The following is a 20,600-nucleotide window of genomic DNA, read 5'->3' as shown; positions in this document are numbered from 1 at the left end:
TGACCTTCCTTTGAAAAAAGGAAGGTTTTTTTAGTGAATGTGCGAATATAAGGTGAGACGGTGCACGATATCGGGAAGAGAATGGGGAGAGGGGGGAGTGTATGGAGCGACAAACGAAATCAGGCAAAAACTGGTGGCAACGGCTGACGCAAAAAGAGGAAGTGCCGGAGGAAGAGATCGACCTCACGCTTCCACAATTGCGAGAAGCCATCCATGAATATGAGCAGACGTTACCGAAAGGCGTCAATCGTACGGTCTTACTCGACGAGGCGCAAGAAATCGATTTGGCTCGACTGAAAAAACACTTGCCCGGAAAAACGAGACAGCGGTTTTATATGTCAAAAGAGACGTTTCATATCGTTCCCGAGGACGAGCGGGAATTAGTTTATGAGATGGATCAAGTGCAGCGGGCGCTCGATTTATACTTTGAGCAAGAAAAAAAAATACCGTTTCGAAAATTTCATCAGACACTGCAATTGGATTTGACTCGATTACGTGAGGGCGGCTACTTGAAAGTATTGCCAAAACGGCCTTATTACGTCGTTGACGAGACGTTAATCGTGTCTTTAGAACCGAAACCGCCAGAGTGACGACACGCCATCGTCACTTTTTTAACATGGCCGGCCAAACACGTCGCGGGGTTGAGTCGGGTTTATAAACTATGTTACGGTGGAAAACGTATATGAAAATAAGAAAATTGAATAGGAGTGAGATTATGGAAAGAAAAAGCCAAGTGACGACCGTTTTCCTCGTTTCAGCCATCATCACGGTCTTGTTCACGATTTGGGGTATCTTCCCTGAGCGCCTCCTCGGTAACGCGAGTCTCTTGAACGTGACGACGAAGTTACAAGGTTGGCTCTCGAACGGGATGGGTTGGTTTTATTTGCTCAGCGCGACTGGGATTTTACTCGTCGCCGTCTTTTTAATTTTTTCGAGATTTGGTTCGATTCGACTCGGCAAAGATACGGACCGACCAGAATTCAGCTATTTGACATGGTTCGCCATGTTGTTCAGTGCCGGAATGGGGATTGGCCTCATCTTCTGGGGGGCGGCAGAACCGTTGTCGCATTTCCATGCACCACCGTTTGAGTCGCCGACGCCGGAAGGCGATGCGCGCACTGCGATGCGTTATTCCTTCTTCCATTGGGGCTTCCACCCGTGGGCGATTTATGCGATGATCGCGCTCGCCATCGCCTATTCGACGTTCCGCAAAGGTCGTCCGGCGACGATCGGAGAGACGATCGGATCGCTCGTCAATGACCGCTATGAACGTCCTGTCAAACAGACAGTCGATATTTTAGCAGTCATCGCGACCGCTTTCGGTGTCGCGACCTCGCTCGGATTCGGGGCCCAGCAAATCGCTGGTGGTCTGCATTACTTGATTCCAGGAGTGCCGAACGCGTTCTCGACACAACTGATCATCATCGCTGTCGTAACGGTGCTATACATGATTAGCGCTTCGACGGGTCTCGAGAAAGGGATTCGGATTTTAAGTAACACGAACATCTTCCTTGCCATCGTCTTGCTTGGAGCAACACTGGTGGCCGGACCGAGCGCGTTCATTCTCGATTTGTTCACACAGACAATCGGGACATATTTGCAACAGTTGCCGTCGATGAGTTTCCGTACGGGTGCATTTGAGCCTGTCGAACGGGAATGGATCAACGATTGGACGATTTTCTATTGGGCATGGTGGATCTCTTGGTCACCATTCGTCGGAACCTTTATCGCCCGCGTCTCAAAAGGACGTACAATTCGTGAGTTCATCATCGGGATTCTGCTCGTACCGACTTCATTCGGTCTGCTTTGGTTCTCTGTCTTCGGCGGATCGGCCATTTGGGCCGACTTGTTCGGTGGCGCAGCACTGATCGACCAAGTCAACGAAATCGGGACGGAAGTCGGGTTGTTCGCCTTGTTCGAGACGTTCGGCGGATTTGGGATGGTACTCAGTATCCTGGCCATCTTCCTGATTTCGACATTCTTCATCACGTCAGCAGATTCGGCCACCTACGTGCTCGGAATGCTGACGACGAACGGGAAACTGATCCCGCCGATGCGCATCAAGTTGATTTGGGGCTTCATCCAGTCCTCGATCGCTGCCGTCCTCTTATATGCAGGTGGGCTCGGAGCGCTGCAAGCGGTCGCCATCCTCGTCGCGTTCCCGTTCATTTTTGTCTTGATTCTGATGATCGTCGCCTTGTTCAAGGACTTGGCCAACGAACCGGATGAGCGGGACAAGTGGATTGAAGCGTATAAAGACGAAGAAGATAAACTCGGATAAGTCGAAGAGGCCTCTTATGGAGGCCTTTTTTAGTGGTTAATGTTTTGCATGACTCTCTCGCTAGTGTAGGATAGTAAGTGAAGAAGATTGGGAGGGCATTCTATGAAACAACACGTAAAGAAGCGATTGAGTTGGGTGATTTTTGCCGGTATTCTCATTGTCGGCGCCCTGCTCGCCTATAATTTTTATTTGGTCACCAATTTAAATGACGACGACGGCCGCACCAATCGGGCCGAGCCTTTCTATACGTCTGTGGTCATCGGCTATGAAGAGAAAAAGTTGCCGGAGGACGGGGAGACGCTAGAAGTTCGTGAATATAAAGTGACATATGACGAAGACGGACATTTCGTGTCCGAGGTCGTAGAGGGCCCGAACGTCGGTGCCCGTGCCGAGTGGGACGGGACCGTCTATCGTGAGTTCAATCAGGACGGTGAGGAGACGAACAGTCAAGAGACGAGCTCAGGCGCGGTCGCCCCGCACCCGTTCTTGTCACGGGCGACGAACGAACAGATTCGTAAATGGCTAGACGACGGAACACTTGGCTCGAGCGAAGGCGATGTCGATATCATCGGTCGTACGGCACAAGCGTTCGTCAAGAAAGAAACACCGGAAGCCGTCCCAGCAGAATGGGTCGAGAAGTATCCATCGATTTTCAGTGAAGATGAGAATGAAGAAGCGGTGACGTACTATGTCGATGCGAACGAGCGCATCCTGCTCGCCGCCGAGTCGCGTAACAACGGAAAGTTGTTCCATTCGATTCGCATGACTTCTTTTGAATCACGATAATCCGGCGAGGAGCAGACTGAGACGTCGGCTCCTTTGTCGTCTAAAAAGGAGAATATTATGAAACAGATCACCTTGGAGCAAGTCCAAACCGATTTGACGGCTTGGGAAGAAGGTGGGCGCGTCGATGAAGCGGCTCTCCTGTCTTACGCCCATTGGTCACGCGCGACCGGGCATCGTCAAGAATTGATTCGCACACTGACACTACTCGCGACGAGACGGTTACAGCACCGTCAGTCGATCGACCCGCTGTTAACTCGTTGGGTGAAAGAGTTGGAGTCGCTCGGTGCTTTGCCGCCAGCCCTTCGTGTCAGTCAATTGTATGATCTTTTGCGGCGCCACAAGCAACAGCTGCATGTCGAGTGGCCGAAGCTACGCGAGACGGATTACGCGTCGATGAAAGTTCAAATATTGACCGAATATGAGTCGAAGACATCCGAGTTGCTCGAACATCTCGAGCAGCTTCACGATGAGATTGACCGCGCCAAATCTGATTTACGGGACTCGGAGTTTAAAGGGCAACTCGAACGTTTGTTCATCGTCGTCATCGAAGCGATGCAAGAAGTTGCCGCGCTCGAAGACGACACAGCCTCACTCTTGGCGTCGATGCAAGGGAATTATTTCAGCCGCGAGGCGTTTCACCGCTTCGGCGAACGAGTCGGTCTCGTCAAGGAACGACTCGACGCGATCGTTGCGTTGTTACCAGAACAAACTGAAGCGACACGGTCGAGTGCGATTGAGTCGCTTGAGTCGATGATTGGCTTGTCTGACGTGAAGCAACGTGTCAAAGCATGGTATCGGTTCTTGTTGTTCCAGAAAGAGCGTGAGAAAGCGGGGTTCTCGTCCAAACACCAACCTTCACTCCATCTCGTGTTCACCGGCAATCCAGGGACCGGCAAGACGACGCTCGCGCGTCTCATGGCCGAGATTTATTTCGAGCTCGGTCTGCTCGCACGTCCCGATGTCGTCGAGGCGGACCGGTCGAGTCTCGTCGGTGCGTTCGTCGGTCAAACGGAAGAACAGGTCATGAACAAGGTGAAGGAAGCCGAGGGCGGTGTCTTATTCATCGACGAGGCGTATGCCTTGAAACGTCAAGATGCGAGTGGGAGTGACTATGGACAAGCAGCCATCGACACGCTCGTCGCCGCGATGACGAGCGGGGAGTATGCGGGAAAATTTGTCGTGATTCTCGCCGGTTACCCGGAAGAAATGCGTCATTTTCTGCTTGCGAACCCAGGACTTCGTTCCCGCTTCCCGGAATCCAACCATTACGAGCTCCCGAATTACAGTGATGACGAACTCGTCGCCATCGGTGAAAAAGTGGCGGCGGAGAACAACTACGTCCTGACGGTCGAAGCGAAGCGCGCCTTGATTGCGCGAATCGACCGGGAACGGGTCGACGCGACGTTCGGCAACGCGCGGACGGTGCACAACATTCTACTCGACGCCATGTTCAAGAAAGGGTCGCGATTTGGTGCCGATGCCCCACTCGACGAGATGGCCCTCCTGACAGAAGTCGATTTTGATATGGATGCGACCGAGGATACCTCCGGTCCGACACTCGACGATTTGGTCGGGATGGATGAGGCGAAACGTCAACTGCGCGAGATTGAGGCACTCGTCACGATTCAGAAGCGTCGGCGTGAACTCGGGTTGAAGACGGCACCCGTCCAGCTCCATGCCGCCCTCGTCGGGAACAGCGGGACCGGAAAAACAACGTTCGCCCACCTGTACGCCCAGCTCTTGAAGAAGACGGGCTATTTAAAACGCGGACATTTGAAAGTCGTCAGCCGGGCCGATCTCGTCAGCGGCTATGTCGGACAAACGGCACAAAAAACGAAAGCCGCGATTCGCGATGCGCTCGGTGGCGTGTTGTTGATTGATGAGGCATACAGCCTGAATGGAGGACCGAACGACTACGGGCGTGAAGCGATTGATACGCTCGTCGACGAGATGCCAAAGCATGGAGACAACCTCGTCGTCGTGATGGCGGGCTATGAGGCACCAATGCGTCGCCTGATCGACTCAAACCCAGGGCTCAACAGCCGGATCAAACGGACGATTCACTTCGAGGACTACTCGCTTGAACAGCTCGTCGATATCGCCAAGAAGTATGCCGCAAAATTCGGCTATACGTGTGATGAAGATGTCAGTCTGGCACTCCTTGACCGTCTAAAAGAAATCGACCGACCGAATGCACGGACGGCCCTATCGTTGATCGATGAAGCGATCGCGAGACAATCATATCGTTTGATCGAAGCATCGTCACAAGACAGTGAATTGAATCAGATTTTAGTAGTAGATATTAAGACCAAGTTATAATATAATCAAGTTGAAAGTGAGGACGATTCAATGCATACGATTCAGATTCCGGTCCGCTATCAAGAGACCGACATGATGGGCATCGTCTATCATGCAAACTATTTAGTATATCTTGAAATGGCACGCACCGAATTGTTGCGCCAGCTCGGGGTCGAATATAAAGACATGGAGGAAGCGGGATTTGTTTCCCCAGTGACGAACGTCTCGATCGATTATAAGAAGAGCGTGACGTACGGAGACACAGTCCACGTACGAGTTTGGGTCGATAGTTATTCGAAGGTCCGGACGGTCTACGGCTATGAGTTGACTGATCAAAACGGTCATCTCGTCGGTTCGGCGAAGACCACACATGTCGTCGTCAAACGCGGTGACTTCAAACCGATTCGACTCGACCGTGAGTTTCCTGAGTGGCATGACATGTATATGCGCGTCATGAGTCCCGTCTTATAACAGTGGTTCTTTTGTACCGTCAGTATGGTATCATATCTTGACGGTATTTTTTGTACAATGAAAGGGGAAGATCGCATGCGAAAACCATCTATGCTGATGGTGTGCTGCGCCTTGACGCTCACATTAGTGGGCTGTACCACAAGCGACCAAAGCAAAACGGAAGAAACCGAGAACAAACCGGCCGAAACCGAACAACAAACAGAAACTCCGGCCGAAACGCCGACGGATAAAGAAGACGAGCAAGCAGAACAACCGACTCCGGAAACGGAGGAACCGACAGCGGAAGAGCCTTCCGAGGATCAGCCTGAAGAAGAATTGCCGGTTGCCGAGGCCCCTCCTGTAGAGGAGCCGACTGAAGCGCCGAGCGAACCGCTTGAACAGAATGGGACGGCGAATTTGAAGCTCGATACACTCATCCTTGTCAATAAGCAAATCGCCTTGCCAGCGGGCTATAAACCAGCCGATCTCGTGACGGCGAATATCGATTTCGTCGAATCGGCGACCGGGGAGCGGAAGATGCTTCGTAAAGAAGCGGCACAGGCCATCGAGAAGCTCATGACGGGCGCGAAAGCGGCCGACATTGAGTTGAAAGGGACGAGTGCGTTCCGTTCCTACGATTATCAAGTGCAACTGTTCAATAACTATGTCGCCCGGGACGGGAAAGAACAGGCGATGAAATATTCGGCACCACCAGGACACTCGGAACATCAGACCGGGCTCGCCATCGATGTTTCGAGCGCCTCGGTCGGCTATCAATTGACACAAAGTCTAGATCAGACGAAAGAGGGCAAGTGGTTGGCCGACAATGCCCACACGTACGGATTCATCGTCCGTTATCAACGTGCATATGAGGCCGAAACCGGTTATATGTACGAACCGTGGCACTTACGCTATATCGGGGTAGAGCATGCGACGGAGGTCCACAAGGCGAACGTCCCGCTTGAGCACTATCTCGAGCAATTAATGGATTAAGGGGAATTGCGATGCCTTACATGACAGAAATCATCATCATTTTAATCAGCTATTTACTCGGTGCGATTCCGTTTGCTCTTATCGTCGGAAAACTCGGCTATAAGGTCGACGTCCGGGAGCATGGGAGTGGGAATTTGGGCACGACGAACACGTTCCGTGTGCTCGGCAAAAAAGCCGGCACGCTCGTTCTGCTCGGGGATATGGGTAAAGGGTTGGTGGCAGCGCTATTACCGCTCCTCTTCGGGAGCGAGATGAGCTTGCTCCTCGCCGGGATCCCGGCCATCATCGGTCATTCGTATCCGGTGTTTGCCAAGTTCAAAGGCGGAAAATCGGTGGCGACGAGTGCGGGCGTTCTGCTCGCGGCGTTCCCATGGTTTTTCGTCGTCGTCGTCGGGACGTTCCTCTTGACGCTGTTCGTCTCGAAGATGGTATCGCTATCTTCGATGGCTGCCGCAGCCGTGGGGATCGTGACCGTCGTCACGTATGGTGTCATCGCGAAAGATTGGCTACCGCTCATCGTCATCGTTCCGCTCGCCTTGTTCATCATCATCAAACACCGCACGAACTGGCAGCGGATTCGCTCCGGCACTGAACCGAAAGTACCACTGTTCCAAAAACGAAAATGAATGTTTCGATGACCGGCAAGCTCTCGGAGGACACGGAGAGAAGGTCGGTCATTTTCATGAGATGCGCTCGGGATTGAAAGCAAGATGTCAACTTTCGACTGTCTTTTTTGTGGATTTCTGTTGATTTTCGTCGAAATGAGCGAAAAATCTGTTGGATTTGCCCGTTCTTTACTTTCTGTTTACGTTAAATTTACATCCGTTCGCTACACTGAGAAAGGAAGCGATATTTGCGGAGGAGGCAGGGAAGTGTCTTTAATTGGAGAAGAACGTAAGCAAAAGATTGTGGAATGGATTGAACGAGAAGGCAAAGTGAAGACGAGTGAGTTGATTGAACGGTTGAACGTCTCTGGGGAGTCGATCCGCCGCTACTTAGAAGAACTTGAAAAAGAACATCGCATCAAACGGGTGTATGGCGGGGCGGTGCTGCATCAAAGCGTATCGTTCCAACCGATGATGATTTCAAACATGGACGGGATTCGTCGCATCGCCTATACGGCGTTTCAGCTCGTCGAGGATGATACCCTCCTTTACATCGGTCATGGGGTCGCCCCGGAACAAGTCGCCGCGAGACTTCGCGGACGAAATTTGACGGTCGTCACACCGTCACTCATGGCGGCAAAGGCCCTCTTCGAGCAACGGGCCAAAGGCGTCTTCACGGGGGACATCCAACTGCTCGGCGGCACGATTGATCCGAAGCATCTCGTCACCGTCGGCGAACACGTCTTGCAGCAGTTAAAGACGTACATGTTTGACATGGCGATTTTCTCTGTCGAGGGGGTCGATCCCTCGCTCGGTTTGACGTGTGATGCTCACGGTCTCTCGACCGTGACGCAAGCGGTACTCGACCAAAGTAGACAATGTTTTCTACTGGCCGACCATACCCAGTTCAACCAACAAAAGCGGTATCGGGTCTCCGATTTTTCCAAGGTGACGACAATCATCTCGGATTTCCCGGAGCCCGCAGATTGGAAACGTGCGTTAGCGGAGCACGAGGTCGAATGGCGCTTCGCACCTTAATAAGGAGGCAGAAGACATGATTGAAGTGATTGTGACCACATTGAAAGAAGCGAAACAGGCAGAGCGTTACGGGGCGGACCGTCTCGAATTGATTGCGAATAAGGGAGCTGGCGGGACGACACCAAGTTTCGGGACGATTCGAAACGTGCTCGAACAAGCGACGATTCCGGTCCACGTCATGATTCGTCCGCATGCAGACTCATTCGTCTATGATGAAGCGGACGCGGAGACGATTTTGGCAGACGTCGGTCTGTGTCGTGAGCTCGGAGCCGATGGCATCGTGTTCGGTGCTTTGACGAATGACGGGCGCATCGATGAGGCACTGCTCGGGGAAGTGATTAAACATAAGGGCGAGATGGCATTGACGTTCCATCGGGCCATTGATGACGCGGTCGATTTGATGGACGCCATCACCGTGTTGAATGATTTCCCTGAAGTGGACCATGTGCTGACGTCTGGCGGTCAAGCGACGGCATTAGAGGGCTTAGAGCGGTTGAGCGCGATGCACGACGTCGCGGAAATGAACATCCTTCCAGGCGCTGGGATCACGGCGGACAACGTGTCCCAACTCGTCGACCGATTAGGCATTGACTTTGTCCATGTCGGTAGTGGTGTAAGGACCGATGGACAGCTAGATGAGCAGAAGTTCAACGCCATCAAGGAAACGATGACACGCTAAAAACAGTCGGATGACTGTTTTTTTGCTATAATGAAAAAAACGATACAGTAGGTGAAGTCATGCAATCATCAGTCTATAAACAATTTGCCCTTCGGATGTTGTCCGGGAACTGGGGCATCTCGTTCCTTGCGGTCGTGGCAACGATGCTCGTTCAAGCGGTCATCACGACGCAGCTCGATTTAGAATCGACAGACCCGAGCATCCTGTTCGTCTCGATCGGTTTGCTATACACCGCGACCGTCTTGCTCGCTCCGCTAGAACTTGGCCGAAACTGGGTGTTCCTTGACATCGCCAAAGCCGAGAAACCGTCGTTCGGTCTGCTGTTCGAAGCGTTCGGTTCGCTCAAAGATTACATGCGTGCCGTCACGTATTATGCCGTCTTTTATCTCGGCTTGAACGTGCTCATGCTGTTCTTGATCGTGCCGGGAATCTGGTTCTATTTGACGTATCGGATCGTCCCGTTCGTCCTACGGGACCGGCCGGAACTATCCACTTTCGGCGCGATGCGTGAAAGCCGCCGTCTCATGTTTGGACACAAGCGCACGATGCTTCGTCTATATGCGAGTTTCATCGGTTGGTATGTGCTCGTGTTATTCACCGGCGGATTGGCCTATATCTTCGTGCAACCTTATATCAACACGGCGCTCGCCGGACTGTACGTCGAAATCAAGGCAGAAACAGAAGCAAACGAACAACCGGTCGGCTGAATGAGCCGACCGGTTGTTTTTATGTCCCGTGCCGATCCGACTTTTGTGGGTCGGGAGCGTCACGGAACTCGTCTTTCTCTTCTTTTGAGGCATGTTCATGCCATTTTTTCGCTTGTTCCGTGGCGATCGGAATCGCCTTTTGATCGGAGTAGCCTTGGGCGAGCAAGGCGTTGGCGATATCAATGGCTTTCTTTTTGACGAGCGGGTCGAAGTTTTTCAGTGATTCCGGATAATCTTTCATATTCCATGGCATCTTACATCGCTCCCTTCTGTACTACTAATTCCACGAGCGAGCCGATTCAAACGTCCTGGTGCATGTAGTATTCGATGAGCGCCTGCGTCCCGTTCTCGCCGTAGCCGTTCTCTTCGAGGATCGAGTACAGTTTATGCGCCAACTCGAGGCTCGGCAGTTTGATATTCAACTGGTCTGCGCTCTCGAGGGCAAGTTTCATATCTTTGATGAAATGTTTGATGAAGAAACCAGGAGCGTAGTCCTCGATGATCATCCGCGGGACAAGGTTCTCGAGCGTCCAGCTGCCGGCTGCGCCGCCTCGGATCGTCTGGCGCAGTTGATCGGGATTGAGCCCGGCTTGTTTCGCAAAGGCGAGCATCTCGGCGTTGCCCATCATGATGCCGGCGATTGCGATTTGATTGGCGAGCTTTCCATATTGGCCACTCCCGGCATAGCCCATCCGTTCGATCGATTGGCCCATCGCCTCGAACAGCGGTCGTGCCTTCGTGAAGGCGTATTCGCCGCCACCGACGAGAATCGACAACGTCCCGTTCTTCGCACCGACATCGCCACCCGTGACCGGTGCGTCGAGCGGGAGTAAGCTGCGATCGATTGCCGCCTCAGCGATACGTTCGGCAAGCGTCGGCGAAGACGTCGTCATATCGATCACGAGCGTTCCCGGCTCGGCCGACTGCAAAATCATACCGTCCCCGAAATAAAGGCTCTCGACGTCAGACGGGTAACCGACGATGGTGATGACGGCATCGGCGTTTTGACAGACGGCTTCGACCGAATCACACCAGCGGACATCTTCCGCCAATAAATCAGCCGCCTTCTCTTTCGTCCGCGTATACGCTTGGACTTCGAATCCCGCCTTCATTAAGTTTCTGACCATCGATTGACCCATCACACCGAGTCCGATAAATCCGATTGTCTTCATAATTGATTGCCTCCTAAAAGTTGTTGTTTCACGAGTCGTTCATAGAGTTTGTTGTCCCGAAGCAACTCTTGGTGCGTCCCGAGCCCGCTGATGCCGCCGTCCTCGAGCACGACGATTTGGTCGGCATGTTGGACGGTCGAGAGGCGGTGGGCGATGACGAGCGTCGTCCGGCCTTTCATGAGCCGGTCGAGCGCTTCTTGGACGACACGCTCAGATTCCGAGTCGAGACTTGATGTCGCCTCGTCGAGCAATAAGATTTGCGGGTCGCGTAACAGCGCCCGGGCAATGGCGAGTCGTTGTCGTTGACCACCCGACAAGCGGACGCCGCGCTCACCGATCTCTGTATCGAGCCCGTCCGGCATCGACTCGATGAACGACCAGGCGTTGGCCATGTCGCAGGCTCGTCGAATCTCGTCCTCGGTCGCTGTCCGGGTCAAGCCGTACAAGATATTTTGCCGCACCGTCCCGGATAGGACGGGCGAATCTTGGGCGACGTAGCCGATGACTTGTCGCCATTCGTTGCGGCCGTAGGTTGAGATATCCCGGTCCCCGTAATAGATGTGACCGCTCGACGGAAGGTAGAACTGCTCGACGAGGGCAAACAGTGTCGTCTTGCCGGCACCGCTGCGTCCGACGATGGCTGTCGTGGCACCGAACGGGACAATGAGGGACACGTCGTCAATCACAGGTTGGTCGCCATAACGGAACGTCAGGCCCTCGAACGAGAGCGACGACTGTCGAATCGTCGACGGCTCAGCCGTGTATGGTTCCGGCTCGACGGCGAGCAGTTCCGAGATTCTTTCGGTCGCCCCGCGTGCTTTTTGAAGCCGGGTGATAAACTCCGTCATCGTGATGAGCGGCGTGATGATTTGGAACAAGTACAGCATGAACGCGAGCAACGAGCCGGTCGACAGGGCACCGGTCGAGACCCGATAAGCCCCGAAGCCGAGAATGGCGATCAGCATCGCCGTCAACGTGACGTTCAAGAGCGGAATCAAGATTGCTTGAATCCGTCCCTCGCGCACACCGAGACCGAAGAGCCGCTCGATGCGGCGTTTTCCTTCTGCGACCTCGACGGATTCGGTCGCCTGTGATTTCACGAGCCGAATCTCCCCGAGCAGTTCGGCGAAAAACCCGGACAAGTCACCGAGTTCATGTTGGGTCGCCTTGGCGATTTTCCGAAGTTTACGCCCGAGCGGGATGACAATCAAGAGTGTCGTCGGCACCGAAAACAAGATGACGAGCGTCATCTGCCAATCGAGTGTGAATAAGATGCCAACAGCGCCGATGACCGAGACGAACGACGTCAACAAGCGGACGCTCTGTTCGGACAAGAGCTGCTGCAACGTCGTCGTGTCATTGCTGAGCCGCGAGACGAGATCCCCCGATTTGACGCCGTCATAGAACGGAATCGGAAGCGCGACGAGATGCTCCCATAACGTCGTCCGCAGGTTGGCGACGACGCGTTGTCCGACGATATGTAACCAATAGATCGAAATCGCGCTCGAGATAACTTGAATCAGAAACGCGATGACGAAGATGGCGACGAGACGGGCGTCAAGCGCGGCCTCGCTCCAATTGTCGACGACGCGTTGCAAGATGAGCGGGATGGCGAGTGACGCCATCGCTTGGAGCAACGAAATCAATACAGCGCCGATGAACAGACCTTTCGGTGGTCGAGCGACGCGGAACAAGCGTAGAAAGGCTTGCCATGTGGATGTGGACTCCATGATACGTCCCCCTTTCCTTTTAACTTTCGCTGTTTCGAAAACAAGTGTCAAGACGTCGAATCGTACACCGGAATAATGCTAGAATGGAATCAGAGGTGAAGTCGCATGAAATGGATACATACGGCCGATTGGCATTTAGGTAAAATCGTCCACGGCCGCCACATGACAGAAGAACAACAAATCATTTTATTTGAATCATTTTTACACATCGTCGACGAGGAGAAGCCTGATGCCATCGTCGTCGCCGGTGATTTATATGACCGGGCCGTGCCGCCCGTCGAGGCCGTCGACTTGCTCGATGAGATGTGGCGTGCGCTCGTCCTCGAGCGGGGCATCCCCGTGCTCGCCATCGCCGGCAATCATGATTCGGCCGAGCGGCTCCAATACAGCTCCAAACTGTTGACGAAAGTCGGTCTCCATATCGTCGGGAAATATGACCCGGGAACAGGGCCGATTGTCGTGAACGACATCCCGTTTTATTTGATGCCGTTCCTCGAGCCGGCGCGCATCCGTTACGCGTTCGGCGACGAGTCGATTCGGACTCACCATGACGCGCTCGCCGCAGTCGTCGACTCTTATGGGGCGATCGACGCACGAGCGGTCGCCGTCGGCCACAGTTTCGTCGCCGGCGGACTCGAGACCGACTCCGAACGGCAACTGTCCGTCGGGACGGCCGGGCAAGTCGCCAAAGGACTATACGCGCCGTTCGGCTATACGGCGCTCGGACACCTGCATAACCGTGACGCCATTCGCGACGACCGGATCGCGTACAGCGGGTCGCTCATGAAATATTCGTTCTCCGAGGCGACGCATGTGAAATCGGTCGACGTCATCGAATGGGACGGGACGTGGACACGTCGACGTCGTCCACTCCAGGCGCGCCGTGACTTGCGCATCTTGACCGGGACGCTGAACGAGCTGCTCGACCCGTCGTTTTATCAAGACGAGGCCGTCGACGACTATTTAAAAATCGTCTTGACCGATGAACGTGCGTTATTCGACCCGATGGCGAAGTTGCGGACCGTCTATCCGAACATCTTACACCTCGAACTTGAGTTGTTGCGTCGCCAAGACCAGACGTCCCGCTTCGAACGGGAGAAGCTTGAACGGCAATCGGTCGAGGATGTATATATGGACTTCTTTAAAGCCGTCCACGGCCGCGATGCCGATGCGACGGTGCAACGCTTCTTAGAAGGGGAGGAATCGATTTGAGACCGGAACAATTGACCATCACCGCCTTCGGTCCTTACGCCGAGACAGAACAAATCGATTTTACGCAGCTTGAAGGCCGTTCGATGTTCGTCATCAGCGGCCGGACCGGTGCAGGGAAGACGACGATTTTTGACGCGATGACGTTCGCGCTGTACGGCCGGGCGAGTGGGACGCTCCGAAACGCGAGTGATTTTAGAAGCCAATATGCGGACCCGGAGCGAAAGACCGAGATCGACTTTTCGTTCACGATTCGCGACGAACGATATCGGATCGTCCGCCAACCACAACAGCCGCACCCGAAAAATAAGACGCCAATCCCGCACGAGGCGGTGCTCTACGAATGGAAAGACGCTTGGAAACCGATTGCGACGAAAGTGAACGACGTCGAACAGACGATTGAATCGTTGTTGCAACTGAGCTATGAGCAGTTCAGCCAAATCTTGCTGTTGCCGCAGAACCAGTTCCGTCAGCTCCTCGATTCCGATTCGACGAAGAAGCAACAAATTCTGCAATCGATCTTCAAGACGGAGGCGTACCGTGCCTTTCAGGAAGATTGGATCGAACGTTACGGCAAATACCGCAAACGAGTCGAATGGGCGGTCGAGACGACGCGCTTAAAACTGTTGGAACTTGAAGACGAGGCCGTCGAGGACATGTCGACCCGTAACTTGCCTGAAATCGTGACGTGGCTCGACGCCCGGGAGGAGCGGCTCTTGGCGGCGAGAGACTCGCTACAGGCACAGCGCCGGACTGGTGAAGAACGGCTCGAGGCGCTGCGTCGAGAAGTGAATCAGGCGACCGTGCTCGCCGAGTTGATGGAAGAGCGGGACGTGCGCGCGACCGCGCTCCAAGCATTCCGCGAAGCGGCACAGGAGCGTGAAGAACGCCAAGCGCTCATCCAACGACTTGAACAAGTGGCGAGCGTCAGCCCGCTCTATCAACGTACCGAAACGGTGCGTCACGACATCGAACGGTTGACCCGTGAACGCGGTGTATCCCGTCAACGAGACGAAGGCTACACGAAACAGCTGGAAGAGTTGAAGGCAGAAGCAGAAGCCATCACGTCCATGCGCCAGGAGGCAGATCAAGCCACAAGTCGCGTCAATGCGATTGACGAGATGTTGCCCTACGTCGACGAATGGCACCGGGCCACGAGACGTCGGGATGACTTGAAACGCCAGTTGGAGCCGCTCAGCCTGTTCTCAGAAGAAGCGCGTCTCCAGGAGCTCCAAGCGACTGAAGGCGTACTTGCGGCTAAGCTGGAACACGCACCGGCCCCAAACCAACTCGTCGAGGCCGAACGGCTGTATAGTCAGCTCCAACATCAGGTTCGGCTCGAGGCGAAAGTGGCAGAGGTCACGGAACGACTCGGTGCCTGTGAACGCAACGGGAAGGAAGTCCAGCGACAATTCACTGCCCAGACGAAACAAGTCGACCAATTCGTCGAGGCCGAGCATGCACTCATGGCCGACACGCTGCGGGAGCAACTCGAAGCGGGGGAACCTTGTCCGGTCTGCGGTTCATTGACCCACGGACACGTGGAGCGAACGGGGACGTCCATCGACCAAGCCGGTCATCGCTCAGCCATCGAGACGCTGAAACGAATCGAGGCCGACCTCCATGAAGCACGGGCGGATTATCGGGCGCTCAAACGCCAACTCGATGAGCTGATCCGTGAACGTGATCTCGCTCGACTCGAATTGAAGCTCGATGGCGCGGCTGACGCTGCGATGCAACACCAAGACGCCCGCGTCCGGCAGTTGCGTCAAGGAGCCGAAGAACGACAACGGATGGAGCGTCTCTTGCGCGCGACCACGACCGAATTGAAGCAACTCGAGACGGCGAAGCGTGTGCAGGCAGATGCACGACAGAAGTTGTTCGAACAGCTCCAGACCGTCCAAGAGCAGCTTCAGTCGATGCGTCAACCGGATGGGACGACGTTAGAAATGTTGCAGACCGAGCGAAATCAGCTCACGACGCGACTCACTCACATCGAACGAAACGTGGGGACGTATGAACGTCGGCTTGAAGAATTGAATCGATTGAAGTGGGGGGAAGCGGAGCGACTCCGTCTCCTTGGTGAGCAACTCGAGTTCGAGCATGTTCGTCTTTCCGAAGCGACGGCTGAACTGGAGACCGCTCTCGAGAAGATTGAGTTGACTGAAGCTGTGTTCAAGGAGTATTGTGCGCGCGTCGAGCAACTGCCCGAGCTGCGCGAACGCCAAGCGACCGAGCTGGAGGAAGGTGTCCGGCTCGAACACGCCGTCAAGGCGCTGAACGATAAAATCGGGGACCGTCCGCGACCAGACCTTGAACGACTCCAGGAGAAGTTGCACGAGGAGAACCGTTCGTTCGAAGCGCTGTCCGAACAACTCGTGACGGCGGACGGGCAATTGAAACGTCATCGTCACATCGTAGCCGAATGGAACGCGCTTCGGGAGAAGACGGATGAAGATCAACGGAATCTGGAGACGGTCAAGTTGATCGCCGACACCGGTCGAGGACTGAATCCGCAAAAGTTAACGTTCGAGACGTACGTGCAGACGGCGTTCTTCGATCAAATTCTCCATGCGGCCAACGTCCATCTCGATCAAATGACGAGCGGACAGTTCCAATTGGAGCGGAAAATCGAGACGGCGAGAGGAAATGCCAAGTCCGGTCTCGAACTATTAGTCTTTGACGCCTATACGGGTCAGTCACGCCGCGTCCAAAACCTGTCGGGTGGGGAAGGGTTCAAAGCATCATTGTCGCTCGCCCTTGGACTCGCCGAAGTCGTCCAGCAACTGAGTGGCGGGGTCAGCCTTGAGACGATGCTCATCGATGAGGGGTTCGGGACACTCGACGCTGAATCGCTCGACCAAGCGATCGAGCTTCTCATGTCGCTCCAATCGAGCGGGCGGCTCGTCGGGGTCATCAGTCACGTTCAGGAATTAAAGGACCGGGTCGACGCCCGGATTGAAGTCAAAAAATCAAGGAGCGGGTCGACGATCCAGCTCATCGTGGAGTGAATCCGATGAAACATATCGAAACGAAAACAAGTTTAGTTGCCCACTTACAGGGTGCCGGCGTCAAGCCGGGGGACACCCTATTCGTCCACACGTCCTTATCAAAGCTCGGATGGGTATGTGGCGGGGCTCAGACCGTCATCGAGGCGCTCCAAGATACGGTCGGTCCGGACGGGCTGATCATGATGGCGACCCAGAGCAGTGATAATTCAGACCCGGCTGAATGGGAAGCCCCACCCGTCCCAGTCGAGTGGTGGCCAACGATCCGGGAGGAAATGCCGGCGTATGACCAGGAAAAGACACCGACTCGAGGCATGGGCCGTGTCCCGGAACTGTTCCGTACGTATCCGAACGTGTTTCGGAGCGATCATCCGATGTGGTCGGTCGCTGCGTGGGGGAATGGTGCCGAGGAAATCGTGGCAGGACATACACTTGAAGTCGGTTTTGGGCCGGGTTCGCCAATCGAACGCATGATCGAGCGTAATGCAAAAATCCTACATCTCGGTTCACCCCTCGATGCGACGACGTTATGGCATTATGCCGAGTATGGAATTGACGGACCGGTGAAGTCGTTTGGGTGCGCGCTTTATGAGGACGGGGCGCGGGTGTGGAAGACATTCGACCATACGGATGTCAACAGTGACCCGTTCGGTCCAATCGGTGAAAATATCGTTCGACGTGCCGATGTGACGACGTTTCACATTGCGGAGGCGACGTGTTACGTCATTCCGTCTGAGACATGGGAACCGGTACAACATGCGTTAATCGCTTTACGGAGTTGGCTCCGATGAGTCAACTGAAAGCAAGTGGACAATGGAGAGGGGCAGTGCGATGAATCGTTGGGTTAAATATATAGGGATTGCGACCGGTGTGTTGCTTCTCATCGTGTTTCTCGCCGTCGTGGGCATCTCGGCCCACATCGGCGATCAGTTGACGTCGCCCGAACGTGAGACGTTGACGTATACGCCGAAGACGTTAGGTGTCAAATACGAGAATGTGACCATCGAAGCCGAGGATGGTCACGATTTGTACGGGTGGTGGATCCCGCACCCGACACCGCGCGCAACGATCGTGTTCGCACATGGTTATGGGAAGAATCGCGAGCAGTCCGATTTGCCGCTCAAAGAATTGATCCCCGAGTTTCATGAACAAGGATATCAGTTCTTGACGTTCGATTTTCGTGGGTCAGGCATCTCGGAAGGTGACCGTGTGACGGTCGGGGCGAAAGAACAAGCGGACCTCGCTTCCGCAATCGCCTATGCGAAAGAACGCTCGGACGGTCCAATCGTCTTATACGGGGTGTCGATGGGCGCGGCAACTGCGTTGTCTGCGGCTGATGAGACCGACGTGGCCGCTGTGATCGCCGATAGTCCGTTCAGTGACCTCCGGGGCTACCTCGAGACAAACTTGCCTGTATGGAGCGATTTACCGAACTTTCCGTTCACACCGGTCATTATGACGGTGACGCCGTGGTTCACGGGTCTCGATCCCGATGTGGTCAAGCCGATTGACGATATCGCTCAAATCGAGGCACCGGTGTTGTTGATTCATAGTGAAGGCGATGAGGCCATCCCTGTGAGCGAGAGTGAACAATTGGCCGAGGCCGGGGAGGAAGTCGAACTGTGGGTGACCGAGAATGATGGGCACGTGCAGTCGCATCGCTCGTTCCAAACCGAATATCGTCAAAAAGTATTCGGATTTTTAGAGAAGGTATTATAAACGAGGGGCGTCATAAAGCGCTCCTTTTTTGTTATGATTAGTTATGAAAAGGAAAGAAAGAAGGTTTTTTCATGGATGTCACAGCATTACTATCGTTTCTACTGCTCGGAACGCTCATCGGGATTTTGAGCGGATTCTTCGGCATCGGGGGCGGAATCTTACTCACGCCGCTGCTGCTCGTCTTCGGATACGAGGCGAGTGCGGCCATCGCGCTCAGTCTGATGCTCACGCTCGGATCGACCACGGCCGGTACAATCTCCCATCTTAAATTAAAGAACGTCAATCCGAAACATGCCCTCATGATTGGCGCCTTCGGTGTCGCCGGCACGTGGGTGGCGACGCCGCTCGTGTTCTACCTTGAGACGCTCGACGGTGCGAAGCCGGTCATCTCGCTCGCCTACATCGCGCTACTGACGTACTTTGCCGTCTCGTTCTTCCGGTCGAAGCAACATGAAGAAGGAAGTGTCGGCTCGGAGTCGGTCCCACGCCTCGGTTTTATCGGGTTGTTCGGCGGGTTCATCTCGTCACTCATGGGTGTTAGCGGCGGATTCGTATTGACACCGCTTCAAGTCAAACTGCTCAATACCGAGATGAAACGAGCCGTCGGGACGAGTATCGCCGCGGCGTTCCTTATCGTCGTCTCGGGCGTTATCAACTATGCCGTCGCCGGGGCCGATGCAAACTATTGGCATGGTCTCGCGCTCATCGCCGGGGCGATGATTGGCTCACCGATCGGGGCGAAGCAGTTGCAACGGTTCAGTTCGCAACTCGTCAAAAAGGCGCTCGGTGGCTTCTATGTCGCTGTCGCCATCAGCGTCGGACTCAACTTGCTCGGCTTCAACGACATCTCGCTCGGACTACTCGTCGTCCTCGCGCTCTCGTTCATTGTCGCGCTGTTTATCCGGCCGCGTTCGAAGTGATGATCGACCCTCGTCTACATGACGAGGGTCTTACTTATAGGGATAGTCGGAGCATGATATATCCTACATATAAACATCACCATCGGTATAACGTGTGCTGAAGCGCATCAAAAAACCCTGTCCGAGGACAGGGTGTTAACGTCTGGCGATATGGTCAATGTTCTCTTGAATCTCTCCGACTTTGCTCTTCGCTTCACGCAACCGTCGTTCGAACGCCTCGGTGTCGAGTTTTTCACGTTGCGGCTCGTCTTTCCCGCGACGCTGTCCTTTCGGGGAGCGATGGATATGGGTCGCTTTCATCAAGCGCTTTTTAAACGTTGAATCGCTCATCAGGACACCCCCTTCCATACTATATACGTTCCACATCTTCTATCCGATGAAACGTTTGAACCTTCACGAGGCGAGGGTTCTGCGCATTTGCGGGTTCGTTGAGACTTTGTAGGCGATGCCCGCAGCTAACACTGCTTTAATCAAGTCACCGAGGATGAATGGGATATTCACTTTGAGTGCATCGATGAACGTTAGTCCGAACACGGCTTGGAGACCGAGACTGCCGACTACATAGACGAAGCCGAGTCCGATTAGGATGTTATAAGCGACGAGGGCGGGGAACGTACGATGTCGTTCCGATAACCAACCGATCAAAAAGGCAGCGATCGGGAAGGCGATCAAATAACCGACCGTCGGACCGACGAACGGGGCGAGCCCGCCCGAACCACTTAAGACGGGTAGACCGATCAAGCCGAGCAATAAGTAGACGACGACGGCAAGACCGCCTTTTTTGGCGCCGAGCACGGAAGCGACCGTCATGATGCCGAGCATTTGAAGGGTGATCGGAACGGGGCCGATCGGGATGGCAATGGAGCCGATGCTCGCAAGCAAGGCGGCACCGATGGCAACTTGTGTCAAATCATGAATTTTCAATATGTAAACCCCTTTTCTGTTAACGTTGACTAAAGTTAGGTTAACATCATTTTTTTCGTCTGACAAGTAGAAAAATGAGGA

The 20,600-nt window shown here is 54.2% G+C and carries 20 protein-coding genes; 15 read left to right on the top strand and 5 right to left on the bottom strand.

What is annotated here, in order from left to right; all coding sequences use genetic code 11:
- Positions 1 to 101 precede the first annotated feature (101 nt).
- The 10 genes from KNP74_RS01005 to KNP74_RS00960 all read left to right on the top strand — a co-directional run bounded on the left by KNP74_RS01005 (position 102) and on the right by KNP74_RS00960 (position 9,837).
- On the top strand, positions 102 to 590 hold the full coding sequence (locus KNP74_RS01005) for a DUF3939 domain-containing protein (RefSeq protein WP_214763191.1): 489 nt from the start codon (positions 102 to 104) through the stop codon (positions 588 to 590).
- A 125-nt stretch (positions 591 to 715) separates the two neighbouring features.
- Positions 716 to 2,281: a BCCT family transporter gene (locus KNP74_RS01000; RefSeq protein ID WP_214763190.1), complete on the top strand. Its 1,566-nt coding sequence runs from the start codon at positions 716 to 718 to the stop codon at positions 2,279 to 2,281.
- 102 nt (positions 2,282 to 2,383) lie between these two features.
- Positions 2,384 to 3,067 carry a hypothetical protein gene (locus KNP74_RS00995; RefSeq protein WP_138859346.1) on the top strand — a complete coding sequence of 228 codons (684 nt, stop codon included), beginning with the start codon at positions 2,384 to 2,386 and terminating at the stop codon, positions 3,065 to 3,067.
- A gap of 57 nt (positions 3,068 to 3,124) precedes the next feature.
- Entirely contained in the window at positions 3,125 to 5,386 is a 2,262-nt protein-coding gene (locus tag KNP74_RS00990) for an AAA family ATPase (protein WP_214763189.1), read from the top strand.
- A gap of 30 nt (positions 5,387 to 5,416) precedes the next feature.
- The gene (locus tag KNP74_RS00985; protein ID WP_214763188.1) at positions 5,417 to 5,836 is read left to right on the top strand and encodes an acyl-CoA thioesterase; all 420 of its coding nucleotides are present in this window, start codon (positions 5,417 to 5,419) and stop codon (positions 5,834 to 5,836) included.
- A gap of 75 nt (positions 5,837 to 5,911) precedes the next feature.
- Entirely contained in the window at positions 5,912 to 6,808 is an 897-nt protein-coding gene (locus tag KNP74_RS00980; protein ID WP_214763187.1) for a M15 family metallopeptidase, read from the top strand.
- An 11-nt stretch (positions 6,809 to 6,819) separates the two neighbouring features.
- Positions 6,820 to 7,434, top strand: coding sequence for a glycerol-3-phosphate 1-O-acyltransferase PlsY (gene plsY / locus KNP74_RS00975; RefSeq protein WP_371816309.1), 615 nt, complete (start codon positions 6,820 to 6,822; stop codon positions 7,432 to 7,434).
- Positions 7,435 to 7,680: 246 nt separating this feature from the next.
- The gene (locus tag KNP74_RS00970; protein WP_034777760.1) at positions 7,681 to 8,451 is read left to right on the top strand and encodes a DeoR/GlpR family DNA-binding transcription regulator; all 771 of its coding nucleotides are present in this window, start codon (positions 7,681 to 7,683) and stop codon (positions 8,449 to 8,451) included.
- A 16-nt stretch (positions 8,452 to 8,467) separates the two neighbouring features.
- Positions 8,468 to 9,130 (top strand): copper homeostasis protein CutC, encoded by a 663-nt coding sequence (locus KNP74_RS00965; protein ID WP_214763186.1) that lies wholly within the window; start codon positions 8,468 to 8,470, stop codon positions 9,128 to 9,130.
- 59 nt (positions 9,131 to 9,189) lie between these two features.
- Positions 9,190 to 9,837 (top strand): DUF975 family protein, encoded by a 648-nt coding sequence (locus KNP74_RS00960; RefSeq protein WP_214763185.1) that lies wholly within the window; start codon positions 9,190 to 9,192, stop codon positions 9,835 to 9,837.
- 19 nt (positions 9,838 to 9,856) lie between these two features.
- On the opposite strand, the gene KNP74_RS00955 is transcribed toward KNP74_RS00960, so the two are convergent.
- The 3 genes from KNP74_RS00955 to KNP74_RS00945 are packed head-to-tail and all read right to left on the bottom strand — an operon-like array spanning position 9,857 to position 12,739.
- Positions 9,857 to 10,090 (bottom strand): DUF2188 domain-containing protein, encoded by a 234-nt coding sequence (locus KNP74_RS00955; RefSeq protein ID WP_052090131.1) that lies wholly within the window; start codon positions 10,088 to 10,090, stop codon positions 9,857 to 9,859.
- Between the two features lie 46 nt (positions 10,091 to 10,136).
- Positions 10,137 to 11,009 carry an NAD(P)-dependent oxidoreductase gene (locus KNP74_RS00950; RefSeq protein WP_214763184.1) on the bottom strand — a complete coding sequence of 291 codons (873 nt, stop codon included), beginning with the start codon at positions 11,007 to 11,009 and terminating at the stop codon, positions 10,137 to 10,139.
- Positions 11,006 to 12,739, bottom strand: coding sequence for an ABC transporter ATP-binding protein (locus KNP74_RS00945; protein ID WP_214763183.1), 1,734 nt, complete (start codon positions 12,737 to 12,739; stop codon positions 11,006 to 11,008). Before KNP74_RS00945 ends, KNP74_RS00950 begins: the two co-directional genes overlap by 4 nt.
- A gap of 105 nt (positions 12,740 to 12,844) precedes the next feature.
- Between KNP74_RS00945 and KNP74_RS00940 the strand changes: the two genes are divergently transcribed.
- The 5 genes from KNP74_RS00940 to KNP74_RS00920 all read left to right on the top strand — a co-directional run bounded on the left by KNP74_RS00940 (position 12,845) and on the right by KNP74_RS00920 (position 19,595).
- On the top strand, positions 12,845 to 13,951 hold the full coding sequence (locus tag KNP74_RS00940; protein ID WP_138859352.1) for an exonuclease SbcCD subunit D: 1,107 nt from the start codon (positions 12,845 to 12,847) through the stop codon (positions 13,949 to 13,951).
- Positions 13,948 to 16,959 carry an AAA family ATPase gene (locus tag KNP74_RS00935; protein WP_214763182.1) on the top strand — a complete coding sequence of 1,004 codons (3,012 nt, stop codon included), beginning with the start codon at positions 13,948 to 13,950 and terminating at the stop codon, positions 16,957 to 16,959. Before KNP74_RS00940 ends, KNP74_RS00935 begins: the two co-directional genes overlap by 4 nt.
- Before the next feature lie 5 nt (positions 16,960 to 16,964).
- Positions 16,965 to 17,747, top strand: a complete 783-nt coding sequence (locus tag KNP74_RS00930; RefSeq protein WP_034777745.1) for an AAC(3) family N-acetyltransferase — start codon at positions 16,965 to 16,967, stop codon at positions 17,745 to 17,747.
- A 40-nt stretch (positions 17,748 to 17,787) separates the two neighbouring features.
- On the top strand, positions 17,788 to 18,675 hold the full coding sequence (locus KNP74_RS00925; protein WP_214763181.1) for an alpha/beta hydrolase: 888 nt from the start codon (positions 17,788 to 17,790) through the stop codon (positions 18,673 to 18,675).
- Positions 18,676 to 18,746: 71 nt separating this feature from the next.
- Entirely contained in the window at positions 18,747 to 19,595 is an 849-nt protein-coding gene (locus tag KNP74_RS00920) for a sulfite exporter TauE/SafE family protein (RefSeq protein WP_214763180.1), read from the top strand.
- 135 nt (positions 19,596 to 19,730) lie between these two features.
- Here KNP74_RS00920 and KNP74_RS00915 read toward each other — a convergent pair whose 3' ends face one another.
- Together KNP74_RS00915 and KNP74_RS00910 are read right to left on the bottom strand one after the other, a co-directional pair.
- Positions 19,731 to 19,925 (bottom strand): hypothetical protein, encoded by a 195-nt coding sequence (locus KNP74_RS00915; protein WP_138859357.1) that lies wholly within the window; start codon positions 19,923 to 19,925, stop codon positions 19,731 to 19,733.
- Positions 19,926 to 19,988: 63 nt separating this feature from the next.
- A complete protein-coding gene (locus tag KNP74_RS00910) occupies positions 19,989 to 20,519 on the bottom strand; it encodes a biotin transporter BioY (protein ID WP_034777741.1) in 531 nt (176 codons plus the stop codon).
- Positions 20,520 to 20,600 lie beyond the last annotated feature (81 nt).

This window comes from Exiguobacterium sp. s141, from assembly GCF_018618085.1.
GTDB classification, from domain to species: Bacteria; Bacillota; Bacilli; order Exiguobacteriales; family Exiguobacteriaceae; genus Exiguobacterium; species Exiguobacterium mexicanum_A.
Note: the sequence above shows the minus strand (reverse complement) of the source record. Positions and strands in the feature narration are given on the sequence as shown.